16 protein-coding genes and 1 pseudogene are annotated in these 15,255 nt (G+C 66.1%); 5 read left to right on the top strand and 12 right to left on the bottom strand.

Annotated elements, in window-relative coordinates; translation table 11 throughout:
* Positions 1–79: 79 nt before the first annotated feature.
* Positions 80–1,090, bottom strand: coding sequence for an alpha/beta hydrolase (locus AB8Z38_RS28300; protein ID WP_369720964.1), 1,011 nt, complete (start codon positions 1,088–1,090; stop codon positions 80–82).
* Positions 1,091–1,211: 121 nt separating this feature from the next.
* Between AB8Z38_RS28300 and xseA the strand changes: the two genes are divergently transcribed.
* On the top strand, positions 1,212–2,417 hold the full coding sequence (gene xseA / locus AB8Z38_RS28295) for an exodeoxyribonuclease VII large subunit (RefSeq protein WP_369720963.1): 1,206 nt from the start codon (positions 1,212–1,214) through the stop codon (positions 2,415–2,417).
* A gap of 7 nt (positions 2,418–2,424) precedes the next feature.
* Complete coding sequence (locus AB8Z38_RS28290) at positions 2,425–2,847, top strand: exodeoxyribonuclease VII large subunit (protein WP_369720962.1); 423 nt, start codon at positions 2,425–2,427, stop codon at positions 2,845–2,847.
* A 773-nt stretch (positions 2,848–3,620) separates the two neighbouring features.
* Here the strand turns inward: AB8Z38_RS28290 and AB8Z38_RS28285 are convergent.
* Positions 3,621–3,794, bottom strand: a complete 174-nt coding sequence (locus tag AB8Z38_RS28285) for a hypothetical protein (protein ID WP_369720961.1) — start codon at positions 3,792–3,794, stop codon at positions 3,621–3,623.
* 148 nt (positions 3,795–3,942) lie between these two features.
* A complete protein-coding gene (locus AB8Z38_RS28280; RefSeq protein WP_369720960.1) occupies positions 3,943–4,773 on the bottom strand; it encodes a dienelactone hydrolase family protein in 831 nt (276 codons plus the stop codon).
* A 164-nt stretch (positions 4,774–4,937) separates the two neighbouring features.
* Between AB8Z38_RS28280 and AB8Z38_RS28275 the strand changes: the two genes are divergently transcribed.
* Positions 4,938–5,159 (top strand): DUF2093 domain-containing protein, encoded by a 222-nt coding sequence (locus AB8Z38_RS28275; RefSeq protein WP_354141481.1) that lies wholly within the window; start codon positions 4,938–4,940, stop codon positions 5,157–5,159.
* A 163-nt stretch (positions 5,160–5,322) separates the two neighbouring features.
* On the opposite strand, the gene lpxK is transcribed toward AB8Z38_RS28275, so the two are convergent.
* The 6 genes from lpxK to AB8Z38_RS28245 form a co-directional block, all read right to left on the bottom strand.
* On the bottom strand, positions 5,323–6,339 hold the full coding sequence (lpxK, locus tag AB8Z38_RS28270; RefSeq protein ID WP_369720959.1) for a tetraacyldisaccharide 4'-kinase: 1,017 nt from the start codon (positions 6,337–6,339) through the stop codon (positions 5,323–5,325).
* The gene (locus AB8Z38_RS28265; protein ID WP_369720958.1) at positions 6,332–7,666 is read right to left on the bottom strand and encodes a 3-deoxy-D-manno-octulosonic acid transferase; all 1,335 of its coding nucleotides are present in this window, start codon (positions 7,664–7,666) and stop codon (positions 6,332–6,334) included. Before AB8Z38_RS28265 ends, lpxK begins: the two co-directional genes overlap by 8 nt.
* The gene (locus AB8Z38_RS28260; protein ID WP_369720957.1) at positions 7,629–8,342 is read right to left on the bottom strand and encodes a lysophospholipid acyltransferase family protein; all 714 of its coding nucleotides are present in this window, start codon (positions 8,340–8,342) and stop codon (positions 7,629–7,631) included. The genes AB8Z38_RS28265 and AB8Z38_RS28260 overlap by 38 nt, the downstream gene beginning before the upstream one ends.
* The gene (locus AB8Z38_RS28255; RefSeq protein WP_369720956.1) at positions 8,339–8,584 is read right to left on the bottom strand and encodes a DUF4170 domain-containing protein; all 246 of its coding nucleotides are present in this window, start codon (positions 8,582–8,584) and stop codon (positions 8,339–8,341) included. Before AB8Z38_RS28255 ends, AB8Z38_RS28260 begins: the two co-directional genes overlap by 4 nt.
* A gap of 61 nt (positions 8,585–8,645) precedes the next feature.
* On the bottom strand, positions 8,646–9,458 hold the full coding sequence (locus AB8Z38_RS28250; protein WP_369720955.1) for an inositol monophosphatase: 813 nt from the start codon (positions 9,456–9,458) through the stop codon (positions 8,646–8,648).
* Positions 9,445–10,854, bottom strand: coding sequence for a TldD/PmbA family protein (locus AB8Z38_RS28245; protein ID WP_369720954.1), 1,410 nt, complete (start codon positions 10,852–10,854; stop codon positions 9,445–9,447). Before AB8Z38_RS28245 ends, AB8Z38_RS28250 begins: the two co-directional genes overlap by 14 nt.
* A 275-nt stretch (positions 10,855–11,129) precedes the next feature.
* Between AB8Z38_RS28245 and AB8Z38_RS28240 the strand changes: the two genes are divergently transcribed.
* Positions 11,130–11,648 (top strand): DUF6101 family protein, encoded by a 519-nt coding sequence (locus AB8Z38_RS28240; protein WP_369720953.1) that lies wholly within the window; start codon positions 11,130–11,132, stop codon positions 11,646–11,648.
* Between the two features lie 110 nt (positions 11,649–11,758).
* Here AB8Z38_RS28240 and ubiA read toward each other — a convergent pair.
* A pseudogene (gene ubiA, locus AB8Z38_RS28235) lies at positions 11,759–12,690 on the bottom strand (4-hydroxybenzoate octaprenyltransferase).
* Positions 12,687–13,334, bottom strand: coding sequence for a hypothetical protein (locus tag AB8Z38_RS28230; RefSeq protein ID WP_369720952.1), 648 nt, complete (start codon positions 13,332–13,334; stop codon positions 12,687–12,689). The pseudogene ubiA and the gene AB8Z38_RS28230 overlap by 4 nt, the downstream one beginning before the upstream one ends.
* A gap of 211 nt (positions 13,335–13,545) precedes the next feature.
* Between AB8Z38_RS28230 and AB8Z38_RS28225 the strand changes: the two genes are divergently transcribed.
* Positions 13,546–14,310: a 16S rRNA (uracil(1498)-N(3))-methyltransferase gene (locus AB8Z38_RS28225; RefSeq protein ID WP_369720951.1), complete on the top strand. Its 765-nt coding sequence runs from the start codon at positions 13,546–13,548 to the stop codon at positions 14,308–14,310.
* 74 nt (positions 14,311–14,384) lie between these two features.
* Here AB8Z38_RS28225 and AB8Z38_RS28220 read toward each other — a convergent pair whose 3' ends face one another.
* Entirely contained in the window at positions 14,385–15,092 is a 708-nt protein-coding gene (locus tag AB8Z38_RS28220) for a GntR family transcriptional regulator (protein WP_369720950.1), read from the bottom strand.
* Positions 15,093–15,255: the final 163 nt, after the last annotated feature.

Raw genomic sequence — 15,255 nt, 5'->3', positions numbered from 1 at the left:
AAGGATGGCCGCGAGCGGGTTTCCTGCCTCCTTCTGCTGATATGCGATAACCCTGCCTTCAGCCCGCCAAAGGATCGCATCATGACTGCCCTGCCCCGCGCGTCGCCACGTCCGCCGCGATGACCGAGATCGCCTTTGGGCTGGTGACGATGCCCATGTGGTTGACGCCGTCGATGATCTTGACGTCGACCGATGGCTTGATGGCCTGCACGGTATCCGCATATTTATCCGAGATCATCATCTCGTCTTCGGCGCCGCCGAAGATCGTGATCGGACGTGTCGTCGCCGCAAGATCGATGCGATAGCCGCGCGTGGCGAAATTGCGCATCAGGCGATCGGAATAGGTGGAGACGAGAATCTTGTCGAGGTTCGGCCGGACCGCGAAGGCAAGCACCGGAAGCTGCTCGCAGCAATCAATGCCGAGCTTGCGCAGCGCGGCAAGCCCCAGCAAGCGCGGCAGATCGGCATTGGCCCATCCGCCGGAATGCGGCCAGTTGGTCGGCGCGTCATAGCCGAGATAGGGCGCGAGCAGCACGGTACGCACGAACATGTCCCGCATGATCGGTGTCGCGGCGACGCGCAGCGCGAAGCCGCCGCCGGCGGAGTGGCCGACCAAGGTCAGCGGCAGATCCGGCGCGGTCTTGCGCAGTTCGGCGATGAAATCGACCAGATCGTCCTCGAGCTGGCCGACATATCCGATGTCACCATGCGTACCGGAGCCGCCATGGCCGCGGACGTCGAGCGCCCAGGTCTCGACGCCGTGTGCGGCGATCGCAGCGGTCAGCGCGTGGTTGACGGTGCCGCTGGAGCCGGAGGAGCCGTGGATGAAGATCGCGCCGCGGCCCGTCGCGGAACCGGTCGGCGCATAATGGCGGAAGCCGATCCAGGTGCCGTCGCGGGCCTGAAAACGCTCGAGCGGCGGCAGCGTCGACCAGTCGATGCCCTTGGCGGAGTCGGAGACCGACCGCAGCTCGGGCGGTCGCTGCAGCGGCGTTGCGATCATCGCCGTCAGGATCAGCGTCACACCGCCGACGGCACATAGGGCCCATTTCAACCCGCTCAAAACGCCGCGCATCAGCCGACCAGCCATGGCTCGAACTCCCTCAAACTCATCAACGATAGAGAACTCTATAATACAGAGTACTCTTAAGATCAATCCCCGAATTGGCGCCGGGCGGCGAAAATCCTTAAACAGCGGACTCGACCCCATCATGCCGAATCGTTTGCCGATGCCTGCGGAACCGCTGCCCAATACGCCCGAATTCACCGTGTCCGAGCTCTCCCAGTCCCTGAAGCGGACGGTGGAGGACACCTATGGCCATGTCCGGGTCCGCGGCGAGATCTCCGGCTTCCGCGGCGCCCACTCCTCCGGCCACTGCTATTTCGCGCTCAAGGACGAGAGCGCCAAGATCGAGGCGGTGATCTGGAAGGGCGTGCACGGGCGGATGCGCTTCAAGCCGCAGGAAGGGCTCGAGGTCATCGCCACCGGCAAGCTCACGACCTATCCGGGCTCGTCCAAGTACCAGATCGTGATCGAGGCGCTGGAGCCGGCCGGCATCGGCGCGCTGATGGCGCTGATGGAGGAGCGCAAGAAGAAGCTCGCCGCCGAGGGCCTGTTCGACCAGGCGCGCAAGCAGCTGCTGCCCTGGTTGCCGGAGGTGATCGGCGTGGTGACCTCGCCGACCGGCGCCGTCATCCGCGACATCCTGCACCGACTCGACGATCGCTTTCCGCGCCATGTGCTGGTGTGGCCGGTCAAGGTGCAGGGCGAAGGTTCGGCCGAGCAGGTCGCCGCGGCGATCCGCGGCTTCAACGCGATTGCCCCGGGCGGCAAAATTCCGCGGCCCGACGTGCTGATCGTCGCGCGCGGCGGCGGCTCGCTGGAGGATCTCTGGTCGTTCAACGAAGAGATCGTCGTGCGCGCGGCCGCCGAGAGCATGATCCCGCTGATCTCGGCGGTGGGACACGAGACCGACATCACGCTGATCGATTTCGTCGCCGACAAGCGCGCGCCGACGCCGACGGCGGCGGCCGAGATGGCGGTGCCGGTGCGCAGCGATCTCTTCGTCGAGGTCGCCGATCTCGCCCGCCGCACCCGCGCGTGCTGGCAACGCGGTCACGAAAGCCGGCGCAACGAGCTGCGCGCCGCCGCGCGCGCGCTGCCAGCGGCCGGCGATCTCCTGGCGATCCCGCGGCAGCGGCTGGATTCTGGCCGGAGCATCGCTGCCGCGCGGACTCAAGGCCAACACGCACGCGCATTTCCGCAGGTTTACCGCCGCAGGCGCCAAGCTGACGCTGCGGGTGCTGCACGGGCAGATCTCGCAGGCCGATCATCGCCTCACCGTGTGCGGCGAACGGCTCGGCCTGTCCGCGCGCTCATTGCTGCGGCGGCGGCGCGACCGCTTTGCCGGACTTGAAGTGCGGTTGCGCGCCTCGAAGCTCTCCAACGCGCAGGCGCAGCGCAACGCGATTGCGCGTCAGCGCGAGCGCACCCATCGGCTGACTGAGCGCGCGCAACGCGCGCTGGTCACGCTGTTGCAGCGCTTTGACGCCCGCGTCGAGAACAGCGGCAAATTGCTTTCGGCCCTGTCCTATCGCGGCGTGCTCGCCCGCGGCTTCGCGCTGGTGCGCGACGAGGCCGGCCATCCCCTGCATGCGGCCGACAGCGTCGGCCCCGGCGCGCGCGTCGAGATCGAGTTCGCGGATGGCCGCGTGGGCGCCACCGCCGATGCGGATCGGCCTCCGCCCGCCGCCAAGCGCGCGCCGTCACCGAAGCAGGCCGCGCAAGAGGCCAAGTCCGCACCGAAACGTGTGGGCAAGCCGGTGGACCAGGGCAGTTTGTTCTAGGGGCGACAGCGGCGCAACATCCTCGCCGTCGTCCCGGCGAAGGCCGGGACCCATACCGCGAGGTCTTTCGAGTGCGCGTGATCTCAGTCCCGAACGACCGGTCTTCGCCAAACCACTCCCTGGGTTATGGGTCCCGGCCTTCGCCGGGACGACACTGGGAGAGAGCGCGCAACAACCGAAGCCGGCAACGCAAGAGGCCAAGCCCGCGCCGAAGCGCGTGGGCAAGCCGGTGGACCCGGGCAGTTTGTTCTAGAAGGCAACAGCGGCGCAACATCCTCGCCGTCGTCCCGGCGAAGGCCGGGACCCATACCGCGAGGTCTTTCGAGTGCGCGTGATCTCAGTCCCGAACGACCAGTCTTCGCCAAACCACTCCCTGGGGTAATGGGTCCTGGCCTTCGCCGGGACGACACTGGGAGAGAGCGCGCAGCAACCGAAGCCGGCGACGCAAGAGGCCAAGCCCGCGCCGAAGCGCGTGGGCAAGCCGGTGGACCAGGGCAGTTTGTTTCAGGGGCGAGAGCGGCGCAACATTCTCGCTGTCATTCCCCGCGCAAGCGGGGAATCCAGTACGCCGCGGCTTCTCGATGAACCTCGATCGTCTCGGAATACTGGATCGCCCGGTCAAGTCGGGCGATGACAGCGAGGGTGTGGCACGCGCGCAGCCCCATCCTCGTCATTGCGAGGAGCTCTTGCGACGAAGCAATCCAGAATCCCTCAATGGAAAGACTCTGGATTGCTTCGCTGCACTCGCAATGACGGTGTGGAGGCAGCCCCGCCTACCGGCAGGACAATCCCGCGTCGATCGTGGTCCAGAAGCCGCAATGTTCCGGCGCGATCTGGGGCGCGCCGGCGCGGGCTTCGAACAGCAGGATCGTCACGCTGAAGACGAGCAGTGCCGAGGAGAAGATCCAGAAACGGTTGCGCATGGAGATGCGTTTAGTCGACATCATGGTAGAACTATGGCGCGGACATTGGCTGAAACCGCGCTGAGGCGCGATCCGTAGTTTCCCGGTCGGCCATGATGTTCCGCGCAGGCCCCGCTTCGGAACGCGTGTAGCCCGGATGGAGCGGAGCGCAATCCGGGAATCGGCAGCGCCATTACCGCGCCAGCCATTCCGCGACCTGCTTCTGCGAATCGGTGCGGGCCTCGGCGTCGGTGCCGAGATGGCCGTGCTCGGGCGTGGCGGCGTCGCTGCTGCCGGCCGCGGCGTGCAGCGGCGTGTTGGCGCGGTCGAAATCGTGGTAGGCGCCAGGATAGACCACGATGCGTGTGAGCGCGCTGCGGCCAAGCGCGCCGTCCACCATCTGGCGGCAGGCCGGCGGCGACGAGACATCGTCCTTGCCGCCGATCAGCACCAGCGTCGGCACCCGCGTGCTCCAGCCGAGGCCTGCGGAAATGCGGCAGTCCGGATAGAAGGCGATGGCGGCGCGGAAATCCGGGGCGGCATCGCGCGCCGCGTTCTGCGGGCGCACCGCCCAGAGCAGCGCGCTGGCGCCATTGGCCCAACCGATCAGGCTGACGCGGCCGCGCGCCACCCAAGGCTGCTTCATCAACCAGGCGCGCGCCGCCACCACATCGGTGACGCGTTCGCGCCGCGCCTTGACGTGCGTCTCCTTGACCCGGCATTGCGGCCCAAGCTCGCGCGAACCATAGCTGTCGGGCAGCAGCACCGCATTGCCCGCCTTCAGCAGATCTTCGGCCCAGTCGCGATAGCGCGGCAGCACCGGATCGGAATGGCCGCCGAGCCCGCCGCAGCCATGCAGCGCGATCACCGTCGGAAACGGCCCCGCACCGTCGGGCTTATACAGCTGCGCGTGCAGGATTCCGGCCGGCAGCGGAATGTCGACCTGCTGTGGCGCTGGCCCTGAGGCCGCGTACGCGGCCGACATCAGGAGACACAGGAACAGGGTGGTCAGTCGAAGGCGCATCGGAACGATCCTTCGCCGCAGCACTATCATGCGAAAACAGCAGAAAAACATCACAAATCGGTGGGTTTGACGGGCGGACAAGGCATCCTATTTATGGTAGATCAGACTCATCACATCATGGCCTCCGGTTTTTGCGGACAGGCTTTCCACGGAGACGTCCAACCGTGCTCAACAAGTTCGGCCCCTCGGGCCATGGCGAAGCGCAGGTGCAATATCTCGACGGCGATTTCCGCGTGATCTCGCCGGGGACCTTCGTGCGCTGCGCCATCACGGACACGCGGATCCCGCTCGACGAATTGAAGTACTGGAGCGTGGACCTGCAAGAGGCCTACGCCACACCCGGCGCCGTGCTGCAGCGGCATTTCCCCAACGCACCGAAGCCGTGATTCCGTAGCGAGGGCACAGGCGCGACGTGCCACGACCACCTCTGCACAATCGAGACGAAGAACGTGGGCACGCTTCCGCTTTGCCACCCTACGAGATCTGAATCGATAGGGGTTCTGCGATGAACGTCGCGTGAATGGCGGGGGGCTAACCCACCCTACGCAATCATCGTGTGGAAAACCTGCGCTCGCGCGCCTTGTACAGGTGATCGCTGATCAGGCGGCGGAGCGTCGCGAGATCGTCGAACGCGAGCTGAACGGCGAACGGCACGATGCCATCCGGCACGCCCTTGCTGCCGTGCAGGCGCGCAAGATCCTTTTCCGTGGTGACCAGCGTGAGCTGCTCGCGCGTCGCATCCGCTGCCAGCGCCGCAATCTCGGCTTGCGAGAACATGTGGTGATCGGCAAAGGGGCTGGTGCGCGCAACCTGGATGCCGCTGGCGCGCAGCGTGCGGAAGAAGCGCTCGGGATCGCCGATGCCGGCGAACGCAAGCACCGGTTTGCCAACCAGCCGCGCGACGGAGGCGGCGTCCGGCTTCAACCGCGCCCGCAGCACCGGCTTGCCGCGCACGGAAATTGCCGCCGCGACATCATCCGCGGCCCGGCCATCGCCGATCAGCACCAGCGCGTCGGTGCGCGCGAGCTGCGCCTGCAGCGGCGCGCGCAAGGGGCCTGCGGGAAACACCTTGCCGTTGCCCAGGCCGCGCGCGCTGTCGATCACGATCAGCGAGGCATCCTTCATGATGCGCGGGTTCTGAAAGCCGTCGTCCATCAGGATCACGGTCGCCGCTTGTGACTTGGCCAGCGCCACGCCTTCGAGCCGGTCGCGCGCCACCGCGACAGGCACGTCGCGCACCATCATCAGCGGCTCGTCGCCGACATCGGCTGCGGTGTGGCGCGCGCGATCGACCATCACCGGGCCCTGCAAACGCCCGCCATAGCCGCGGCTGAGCACGACCGGCGTCTCGCCGAGCTCGCGCAACAGCCTGGTCAGCGCGAGCACCGTCGGCGTCTTGCCGGCACCGCCGACATGATAGTTGCCGACGCAGAGCACGGGAATGCCGGCGTCAGCGCCCTTGCGCATCATGCGGCGGGCCGCGATCGCGCCATAGAGCGCGCCCAAGGGACGGAGGACATGCGATCTCGGAGAACGTGGCCGGTACCAGAAGGCCGGCTCACGCATTGGCGGCTCCCATCTCGATCCGCAACTGCATCAGATACGGCTCGAGCGCAGTCATGGTGCGATCCAGCGCGCCGCCGAGCTGCGCGACGACGCCGTGGCCTGCCTGCTGCATCTTGTCGCGCACCGCCGGATCGGCGAGCAGCTGGCCGAGCTGCTTGACCAGGGCCTCCTGGGTCTCGGCCAGACGCGCGCCGCCGCTGTGATCGAGCGCCGCATAAACCTCGGCGAAGTTGAAGACGTTCGGACCATGCACGATCGCCGCACCGAGCTTGATCGCCTCGATCGGATTCTGTCCGCCATGGCGGATCAGAGATCCGCCCATGAACACGATGGGCGAGAGACGATAGAACAGGCCGAGCTCGCCCATAGTGTCGGCGACATAGACGTCGGTCGCTGCTGTCGGCAGCTGCTCGCGCGAGCGCAGCGCCGGCTTCAGGCCCGACGCGGTGATCATGCCCGAGATCGAGGAGCCACGCTCCGGATGCCGCGGTACGATCACGGTCAGCAATTGCGGGAAGATACCGACGAGGCTGCGATGCGCCGCGACCAGCATCTCGTCCTCGCCCGGATGGGTCGAGGCCGCGACGACGATCGGCCGCCCCCGCGTCATCGCCATCAGCCGCTCCAGCTTTGCGGGATCGGCCGGCGGCGCCGTCACGTCGAGCTTGAGATTGCCGGTGGTGACGACATCGCGGCCGCCGAGCGCGGCAAAGCGCTCGGCATCGGTGTTCGATTGCGCCAGGCAGATGTCGAACCGCGACAGCAGCGCCGAGATGGTGCCGTACATCCGCCGCCAGCGCGGGAACGAACGCGGCGACATCCGCCCGTTGATCAGCACCATCGGCACCCGGCGCGCAGCACCCGCCAGGATCAGGTTCGGCCACAGATCGGATTCGATGAACAGCGCCAGCGACGGCTTCCAATGGTCGAGGAACCGCGCGACATAGCGCGGGGAATCGTAGGGAACGTATTGATGGATGACGTCGGGCGGAAAGCGCTTCGCCACGACGGCAGCCGAGGTGACGGTGCCGGAGGTGAGCAGGATCCGCAAATTGAGATCGCGCAATCGCTCGATCAGCGCAGCCGCGGCCAAGACCTCGCCGACGCTGGCGCCATGGATCCAGACCAGCGGGCCGTGCGGCCGCACGTCCCGGCTCAGGCCCCGCCGCTCGCCGACGCGCGCGGGATCCTCTTTGCCCTGCTTCAGCCGCCGCTTGATCAGCGCAGGCGCAAGCGGCACCAGGCCGCTGGCGAGCCGCCGATACATCCGCAGCGTCATTGGCAGCGCATTAGCCATCTTGGGGTCCCGGGCGGCCAAGCCGCGCATAGGCGCGGCGGGTCGCTTCGTTCAGCGTGTCTTCCAGCTCCTGCCGCAGCGCTTCCATGGTGGAGGCATCGGCATCCGGCGGCACGTGGATCTCCTTGATGCCGACCAATGCGCCCCGCCCGAATGGCAAATTGATGGTGGTACGGTCCCAGTTCTTGAGCCGGATGAAGCGGCTGGTCGCCATCGCGAAAGGCATGATCGGCCGCCCCGATTCCCGTGCCAGCATGATGATGCCGAGCCCGGCCACGCGCGCGCGCTTCGGGACATCGGCGGTCAGCGCGACATTACAGCCGTCCTGCAGCGTCCGCACCATCTCCTTGAAGGCGCCGACGCCACCTTTGCGGTGGAAGGCGCTGCCATGGTCGCCGGAACCGCGGATCAGACCGATGCCGAGCCGCTCCACCGCGATGGCGTTGAACTCGCCGTCGCGATGCCGCGAGATCAGGACCTTGGCCCGGTAGGAGTCCTTGTTCCTGATGAAGGGCGTGAGGAAATGCTGGCCGTGCCAGAAGGCGAAGATCGCCGGAATCTGCGGCTCGACGATGTCATAGACATCCGGCGGATCGAACGCGAAGCGATTGGTCCGCCAGACCAGACGCAGATACTCGGCCGCCAGAAACCCGACGGCACGCTGAAACCAGCTGCTCCGCAGCGTGTTGCGAAGCAGTTTTTTCAACGCGCCTTCGATTCTTGATTCGGATCGAGCAGCCGGTGGAGATGGACGATGAAATAGCGCATCTGGGCGTTGTCGACCGTGCTCTGCGCCTTGGCCCGCCAGGCGGCGTGCGCGGTCGCATAGTTCGGATAGAGGCCGACGACCTCGACGTCGTCCAGGTTCTTGAAAATGTTGTGCTCGAGATCGAGCAGTTCGCCACCGATCACGAGATGGAGCAGTTGTTGCGGGGCACTATCTGGCATGGGTTCTCTTCCTAGCGGGCTGCCCGGCAAAGCAGTGTTCGACAAGCACGACGAAAGCGCGTCAGGGCAAGGGACGATCTCGAAAATGCGAGACGATGCTCGCATGACGATCGCGGCCCGCTGCCACCAGCACCCCGTGCGTGACTTCCCGGCGGTTATAGAGGATGGGGTCTCCGGAGAGGTCGCTCATCCTACCATCCGCTTCCTGCACGATCAAATCGGCCGCCGCAAGGTCCCAATCATGGCTGTTGCCGCCCGCAAAAGCCGCATCCAGCGCACCATGGGCCACGCGACACAGCCGCAGCGCGAGCGAGCCGATTCGCGGATGCAGCTTGATCTCGCCGAGGGACGGCTTCAGTCGCTCGACCAGGGGCTTCGGGCCGGCGACCCGCGAAAAGTCCAGCCGGGATCCGGATGTCGCCCGCACCGGCGCGCCGTTGAGCATCGTGCCCTGGCCGCGGGCCGCGAAAAAGAATTCGCCGCTGGTCGGCGCGAACACCGCGGCCAGCACCGGCGAGGCATCCTCGACCAGCGCCACGCTGACGCACCAATCGTCATGGCCGCCCAGATAATTGCGCGTGCCGTCGATGGGATCGACGATCCATGTCAGCCGCCGCGACAGCCGCGCCGAATCATCGGCGCTCTCCTCCGACAGCCAGCCGTAGTCCGGCGTGGCGCCGCGCAGCCGCGCTTCCAGCAGGTCGTTGACGGCGATGTCGGCTTCCGAGACCGGCGAGGACGCGCCCTTGGTCCACTTTTTCAGCTCGGTCCGAAACATCGAATGCGCCAGCGCGCCGGCGTCCCGCACCGTCTCTTGCAGCAGCGCCGCGTCACGCGGCAGGATGGATTGGTCCAGGGAGTCAGCGTCCGCCAAGCGTCAAGCCCTCGATGCGCACCGTCGGCGCATTGATGCCGTAGCGGAACTCGAGATTGTTCGCAGGCTGCATCGACTTGAAGATCTCGAACAGGTGCCCTGCGATCGTGACTTCGCTGACGGGATAGGTGAGCTCGCCATTCTCGATCCAGAACCCGGAGGCGCCGCGGCTGTAATCGCCGGTGACGCCGTTGACGCCGGAGCCGATCAAATCGGTGATGTAGAAGCCCTGCTTGATGTCGGCGATCAGCTCGGCAGGCGTCGGCGTGCCCGGTTCGAGATGCAGATTATAGGGTCCCGGCGACGGCGAGGACGACACGCCGCGATGCGCGTGGCCGGTGGTGGTGAGCCCGAGCTCGCGCGCGGTGGCGCAGTCGAGCAGCCAGGTCGTCAGCACGCCCTCGTCGATCAGCGCCGTTCTCTTCACCGCGACGCCTTCGGCATCAAAGGTCTGCGAGCGCAGGCCGCGCTTGCGCAGGGGATCGTCGATGATGCGGATATTTTTGGCGAACAGCTGCTGACCGAGCTTGTCCTTCAGGAAGCTGGTCTTGCGCGCGATCGAAGCGCCGTTGATGGCGCCGACGACATGGCCGACCAGCGAGCCCGCGACGCGCGGATCGAACACCACCGGCACCTTGCAGGTCGAGACCTTGCGCGGATTGAAGCGCGCCACCGTGCGCTCGCCGGCGGAACGGCCGACGATGTCCGGGGCGAGCAGATCGGCGGCATGCGGTGCCGAGGTGAAATCGTAGTCGCGCTCCATGCCGGTGCCTTCGCCGACAATCGCCGTGGCCGAGATGCCCTGGCTGGAGCGCAGATACGAGCCGTGGAAGCCGGTGCTGGTGACCAGCACCATGCCGCCGATGCCGGCAGAGGCCGAGGCGCCGCCGGATTTGGTCACGCCCTTCACCCCGAGTGCTGCAGCTTCGGCTTCGAGCGCGCGGCGCTCGAGCTCGGAAGTCGCGGGCACGTCGGGATCGAGCAGATCAAGATCGGGGAAGTCGCGCGCCAGCAGCGCGGGATCGGCAAGGCCAACATATTTGTCGTCGGGCGCGACCCGTGCCATCGCGACGGCGCGCTCGGCAAGCTTGGTCACGGCATCGCCGCTCGCGTCATTGGTCGAGACCACCGCCTGGCGCTGGCCGACGAAAACGCGCAAGCCGACATCGTCGCCCTCGGAACGCTCGGATTCCTCAACGCGCCCGTCGCGCACCTCGACTCCTTGCGAGATGCCGCGCACCGCGACCGCATCGGCCGCATCCGCGCCGGCGCGCTTCGCCGCCTCGACCAGCCGCTGTGCGAGATCGGAGAGCGCGGACTGATCGAACAGGTCGCGATTGGCCTTGTCCGAATTTTTGGGCGACAGCGTCGAGTTCGCGGATGGTGAAGGGTTCACAAACGAAATCCTGTTGCGGCGGGAAGTTTCGGGGCGATACCGGCCTCAACACCAGATGTGCCCAATTGGCACGGACTTCAAGCTTTTTCAGCCCGTCAAAAGCTCAGATTCGCCGCTTGCGCGCAACGTCTCGTCAATCATGCGCGCCAAGGTCTTGTCAATCATGCGCGGCGGTGAGGTTGGATTAACCAGCCTTTTTAAGCGGTTTCGGAAGCGGCCCGCGCTAAGGTCCTCGCATCGACCGGGAACATAATCCTGGCGGGGAGACTAGAGCCGTGAGGCGTCAAACAGCAACATGTGGGGCCAACCCCACCGGGTCGAGCCGCAGCCTGCGGCTCGACCCTCTTTCCCTTCCGGTCCGCTTCGATGCGCATGATCCGCGCGCCGACGGATACACACGGCAAATCGAACTTCATCGCGAGCGTGTCGTGTTGCGCCGTGCCGTCCAGGGCATGCGGATGGCGATCAATGTCCGCGTCAGCGACTTCACCGGTGTCGCGCTGCGCGGCAATGACGAAGCCCAGAGCCTCGTCCTCGTGCATCGTGATCCTTCGCTCTCCGTTCCGCTGCTGATCAGCGCCGATGGCGATGAGCTCAACGAAGCCTGGGCGATCTGGAGCGAGATCTTCGCGCTGCCGCAGCTCGACGAAGGTGCACGCAAGCCGGCGCCGCGCCGTCGCCGCGCCAACGCGATCCGCGCCCGCCGGCCAAAGTTCCTGACGCGCCGTCGTACGGCCATGACGCGTGAGCTGCCGGTTCATCGCGAAGAACGCGAGATCATCGCGAGGAGCTAAAGCGGCACCCACGGTGCCGTAGGGTGGGTTAGCCGAAGGCGTAACCCACCAAGATTTATCCGCGCGCAAAGAAAGTGGTGGGTTACGCTTCGCTAACCCACCCTAAGAAACTACCCAGCCCGCGTCACCGCGTCGGCGAGCAATCCTGCGAACAACAACAGACCCGCATGCTTGTTCGAGTAGAACACGCGCTTGCAGAGATCGGGATCCTCGATCCTGAGCCGCCTGATCTGCCACGCCAGATGCGCGGCGAAGGCCGCAAGCCCGACCCAGGCCGGCCAGCGCGCATCGCCTGACGCGAGCGCGACGCCGATCAGCATCACCGCAAGCCCATAGAACAGGATCAGCGCCTGATGCGTATGCGCGCCGAACAGGCGCGCGGTGGATTTGACGCCGATCAGCGCGTCGTCCTCGGTGTCCTGATGCGCGTAGATCGTGTCATAGCCGATCACCCAGGAGATCGCGCCGGCATAGAGCACCAGCGCCGTCACATCGATGCGGCCGAAGGTGACGGCAAATCCCATCAGGGCGCCCCAGGAGAAGGCGAGCCCGAGGACGATCTGCGGCCACCAGGTGATGCGCTTCATGAAGGGATAGATTGCGACGATCAGAAGCGAGGCGATGCCGGTCGCAATCGCAAACCGGTTGAACTGCAGAAGCACCACCAGACCGATCAGGGCCTGCACCACCAGGAAGACCAGCGCCTGCTTCGCGCTCACCTGCCCGGACGGCAGCGGCCGCGAGCGGGTGCGCTCGACCTTGGCGTCGAGGTCACGGTCGGTGATGTCGTTCCAGGTGCAGCCCGCCCCCGCATCACGAAGGCGCCGACGAAGAACAGGACAATGGTGAGCGGCAGCCGGCGGACGTCGTGCGCCATGGCGGCGGCGAGTGCCGCCGACCACCAGCACGGCATCAACAGCAGCCAGGAGCCGATCGGACGGTCGAAGCGCGACAATCGCAAATAAGGCCGCGCCCATTGCGGCGCGAGCGTATCGACCCAGTTGCCGGTGGAATCGGCAACGCGGGCGGATGTATCGCTCATCGGGTCAGAACGTTGCCGTTGAGCGTGTCGAAGGTGCTGCCGCCCTTCTTGCCGGCATTGGCTTCCGGCGCCGAGCCCGAACCAACCACCTCACTTAGCGACGGGCCGGCCGGTCCGCGCGGCTGTTGCGCGACCATGCAGACCTTCGTCTGCATGGCCTCGGTATTCTTGTGGCCGCTCTTCATCTGCTCGCCGATCTGCGGCGGGATTCCGCATTTGGCGGCATGCGTTTCGATGTACTTGATCATCTTGAATTCGGCCTGGCTGAAATTCTTGATCAGCTTGCAAGCCTCGTCCGGTGGGGCATGGCGGTCACTCGCGGCCTTGATCAGCTTGCCGCGTTTTTCGGCGTCCTCGCGGAGCGGGATGAACGCCTTCATGCAGTCCTCGCCGGGACCGCTTTGCGTCGGGGGAGCCGCGCTGAAAGCGCCGGCGCCGCCGATGGGCGCGGCACCTCCCGTGGGGAAGGATGCTTGCGGCGCGCCACCGACGGAGGCGACCGGCGCCGAGCCGTTGACGGGCGGAAACGCCGGATCGGGCGCGGTCTGGCCCGGCAGCGGCGCCGGGAAGCCCTGCGCGTAAGCTGCAGCGGCCCCCAAGGTGACCATGGCGGCAGTGATCGGAACCATCAAACGACGGATCATCAAGATAGTCTCTCCGGCAGGAGCTACGGGGGTTCGGCGTCTTCCCAATTGAAGCGCAACCAGCGTCTTCGCGCTTTTACGATTCCCGCCGGCGCTTAACAACCCGTTGAATAGGGCAGGAGCGCGGCGCGGGGACGCACCGGTTCGGCAATATTTACCCCCGAAATGGCTGCTTTCGGCTAAGAACGGCGGCAAAACGGACCTTTGAACGATGCCCTCCCACGATTTTCGCGCTCCCCGCCTGTTCGTCGATACCCCCCTCACCCAGGACGCCAGGGTTCCGCTCGACCGCGACCAGAGCAATTATCTCGGCAACGTGCTCCGGCTCTCGGCTGGCGCCCCGATCCTGGCCTTCAACGGCCGCGACGGCGAATGGCAGGCCGCGATCGAAGGTCGCAAGCGGCCCGACAACCTCGTGATCCTCCAGCAGGCTCGTGCCCAGGACACCCTGCCCGACCTCGCCTACGTCTTTGCCCCGCTCAAGCATGCGCGGCTGGACTACACCGTGCAGAAGGCCGTCGAGATGGGTGCGGCCGTCCTGCAACCGGTCCAGACCCGCTTCACGCAGGCGTCCCGCGTCAACACCGAGCGCATGCGGGCCAATGTGATCGAGGCGGCCGAGCAATGCGGGATCTTGAGCCTTGCTGCGGTGGCCGAGCCGGTGCCGCTCGAGCGCTTCCTGGGCCAGCGCGACCCCGACCGGCTCCTCGTCTTCTGCGATGAGGCGGCGGAGGTCGAAAACCCCATTCATGGCCTGCAAGCCGCGCGCGAGGCCGGGCACGACCAAGGCAGAATTGGCATCGACGTGCTGATCGGCCCGGAAGGCGGCTTTGCCGAGGAAGAGCGCGCGCTGCTGCTGCGGCAGCCCAGTATCCTGCGGCTCGCGCTCGGCCCGCGGATCCTGCGCGCTGACACGGCCGCCGTAGCGGCGCTGGCGCTGGTGCAGGCGGTGCTGGGCGATTGGCGTGGCAGCTAGCCCCGCCTTTCCTTGGAGCGTCGTGAATCAAGAGCCGCGGAGGCCGCGGTGTCACCAAGCCCTGATTCCGAGTGCTAGTCTTCGAAGAAGCCGGGATGTTTCGCGACAAAAGACTGCAACTCGCGCGACACGCGATCGAGATGATTCGCCATTTCGTTCTTTGCCTGGTCCGGCTCATGCGCAGCAATCGCGCGGAATATCGCCTCGTGCTCACGGAGGGTTCCCTCGGGCCGGCCCGGCTCCGGCAGCAGCGTGCGGCGAACTCGCTCAAGATGAGTTCGGATTGGATCGAGGACTTCGCCAACCCGCCCCAGATGCAAGCCCTCAGTCATCTGGCGATGAAATCGGGTGTCGAGTTCGTGGAAGCCCTGGAGATCGCCGCTGGTGATGGCGGCCATTTGGTAGGCGAGGTTCTGACCAAGCGCCGCGATCGCATCGTCCCGCATGTCGGCTGCACAAACCCCCACAACCTCTACCTCCAGCGCGCGCCGCATCAACATCCATTGCCGCACATCCTCAAGGTGGATCTTGGCCACGTAAGAGCCGCGTTGCGGCTCAACGACGACAAGCCCCTCAAAAGCGAGCCGATTGATCGCGGTCGTGATGGAAAGTCGAGACACTTCGAAAATTGCACACCACTCGTTCTTGTCGATTGGGGCGTCCGGCGCGAGCGCGCCCGACACGATGGCTCGCTTGAGTGCCAAATAGGCCTGGTCGACTTTCGATCCGCCCGCCCGACGTGCGGCGGCCGTTCCTCCGCTGAATCCGCCGAGTGAATGCATGCTGTGGTCCTATGGCTGACGTTCACATGTCCAGTGGCGCGGGAGCAATTGTGGACACCAAGAGGCTTGACGAGCAGCAACTGATATAACTAGCATATCAGAAAAGCAACAAACGAACACTTGGCACGCGACATCTCCAAAGACTTTGGCGCGCCGGGAGGAG

This window comes from Bradyrhizobium sp. LLZ17 (genome assembly GCF_041200145.1).
Taxonomy (GTDB): Bacteria; Pseudomonadota; Alphaproteobacteria; order Rhizobiales; family Xanthobacteraceae; genus Bradyrhizobium.
The sequence above is the reverse complement of the archived record's forward strand: the minus strand, read 5'-3'. Positions and strand labels throughout refer to the sequence as shown.

Bases quoted from the DNA above. Each gene is read 5' to 3' on its own strand.
- lpxK (WP_369720959.1), bottom strand. From the start codon at position 6,339: ATGCGTGAGCCGGCCTTCTGGTACCGGCCACGTTCTCCGAGATCGCAT.
- AB8Z38_RS28285 (WP_369720961.1), bottom strand. From the start codon at position 3,794: ATGATGTCGACTAAACGCATCTCCATGCGCAACCGTTTCTGGATCTTC.
- AB8Z38_RS28220 (WP_369720950.1), bottom strand. From the start codon at position 15,092: ATGCATTCACTCGGCGGATTCAGCGGAGGAACGGCCGCCGCACGTCGG.
- AB8Z38_RS28225 (WP_369720951.1), top strand. From the start codon at position 13,546: ATGCCCTCCCACGATTTTCGCGCTCCCCGCCTGTTCGTCGATACCCCC.
- AB8Z38_RS28265 (WP_369720958.1), bottom strand. From the start codon at position 7,666: ATGCGCGGCTTGGCCGCCCGGGACCCCAAGATGGCTAATGCGCTGCCA.
- AB8Z38_RS28255 (WP_369720956.1), bottom strand. From the start codon at position 8,584: ATGCCAGATAGTGCCCCGCAACAACTGCTCCATCTCGTGATCGGTGGC.
- AB8Z38_RS28230 (WP_369720952.1), bottom strand. From the start codon at position 13,334: ATGATCCGTCGTTTGATGGTTCCGATCACTGCCGCCATGGTCACCTTG.
- xseA (WP_369720963.1), top strand. From the start codon at position 1,212: ATGCCGAATCGTTTGCCGATGCCTGCGGAACCGCTGCCCAATACGCCC.
- AB8Z38_RS28300 (WP_369720964.1), bottom strand. From the start codon at position 1,090: ATGGCTGGTCGGCTGATGCGCGGCGTTTTGAGCGGGTTGAAATGGGCC.
- AB8Z38_RS28280 (WP_369720960.1), bottom strand. From the start codon at position 4,773: ATGCGCCTTCGACTGACCACCCTGTTCCTGTGTCTCCTGATGTCGGCC.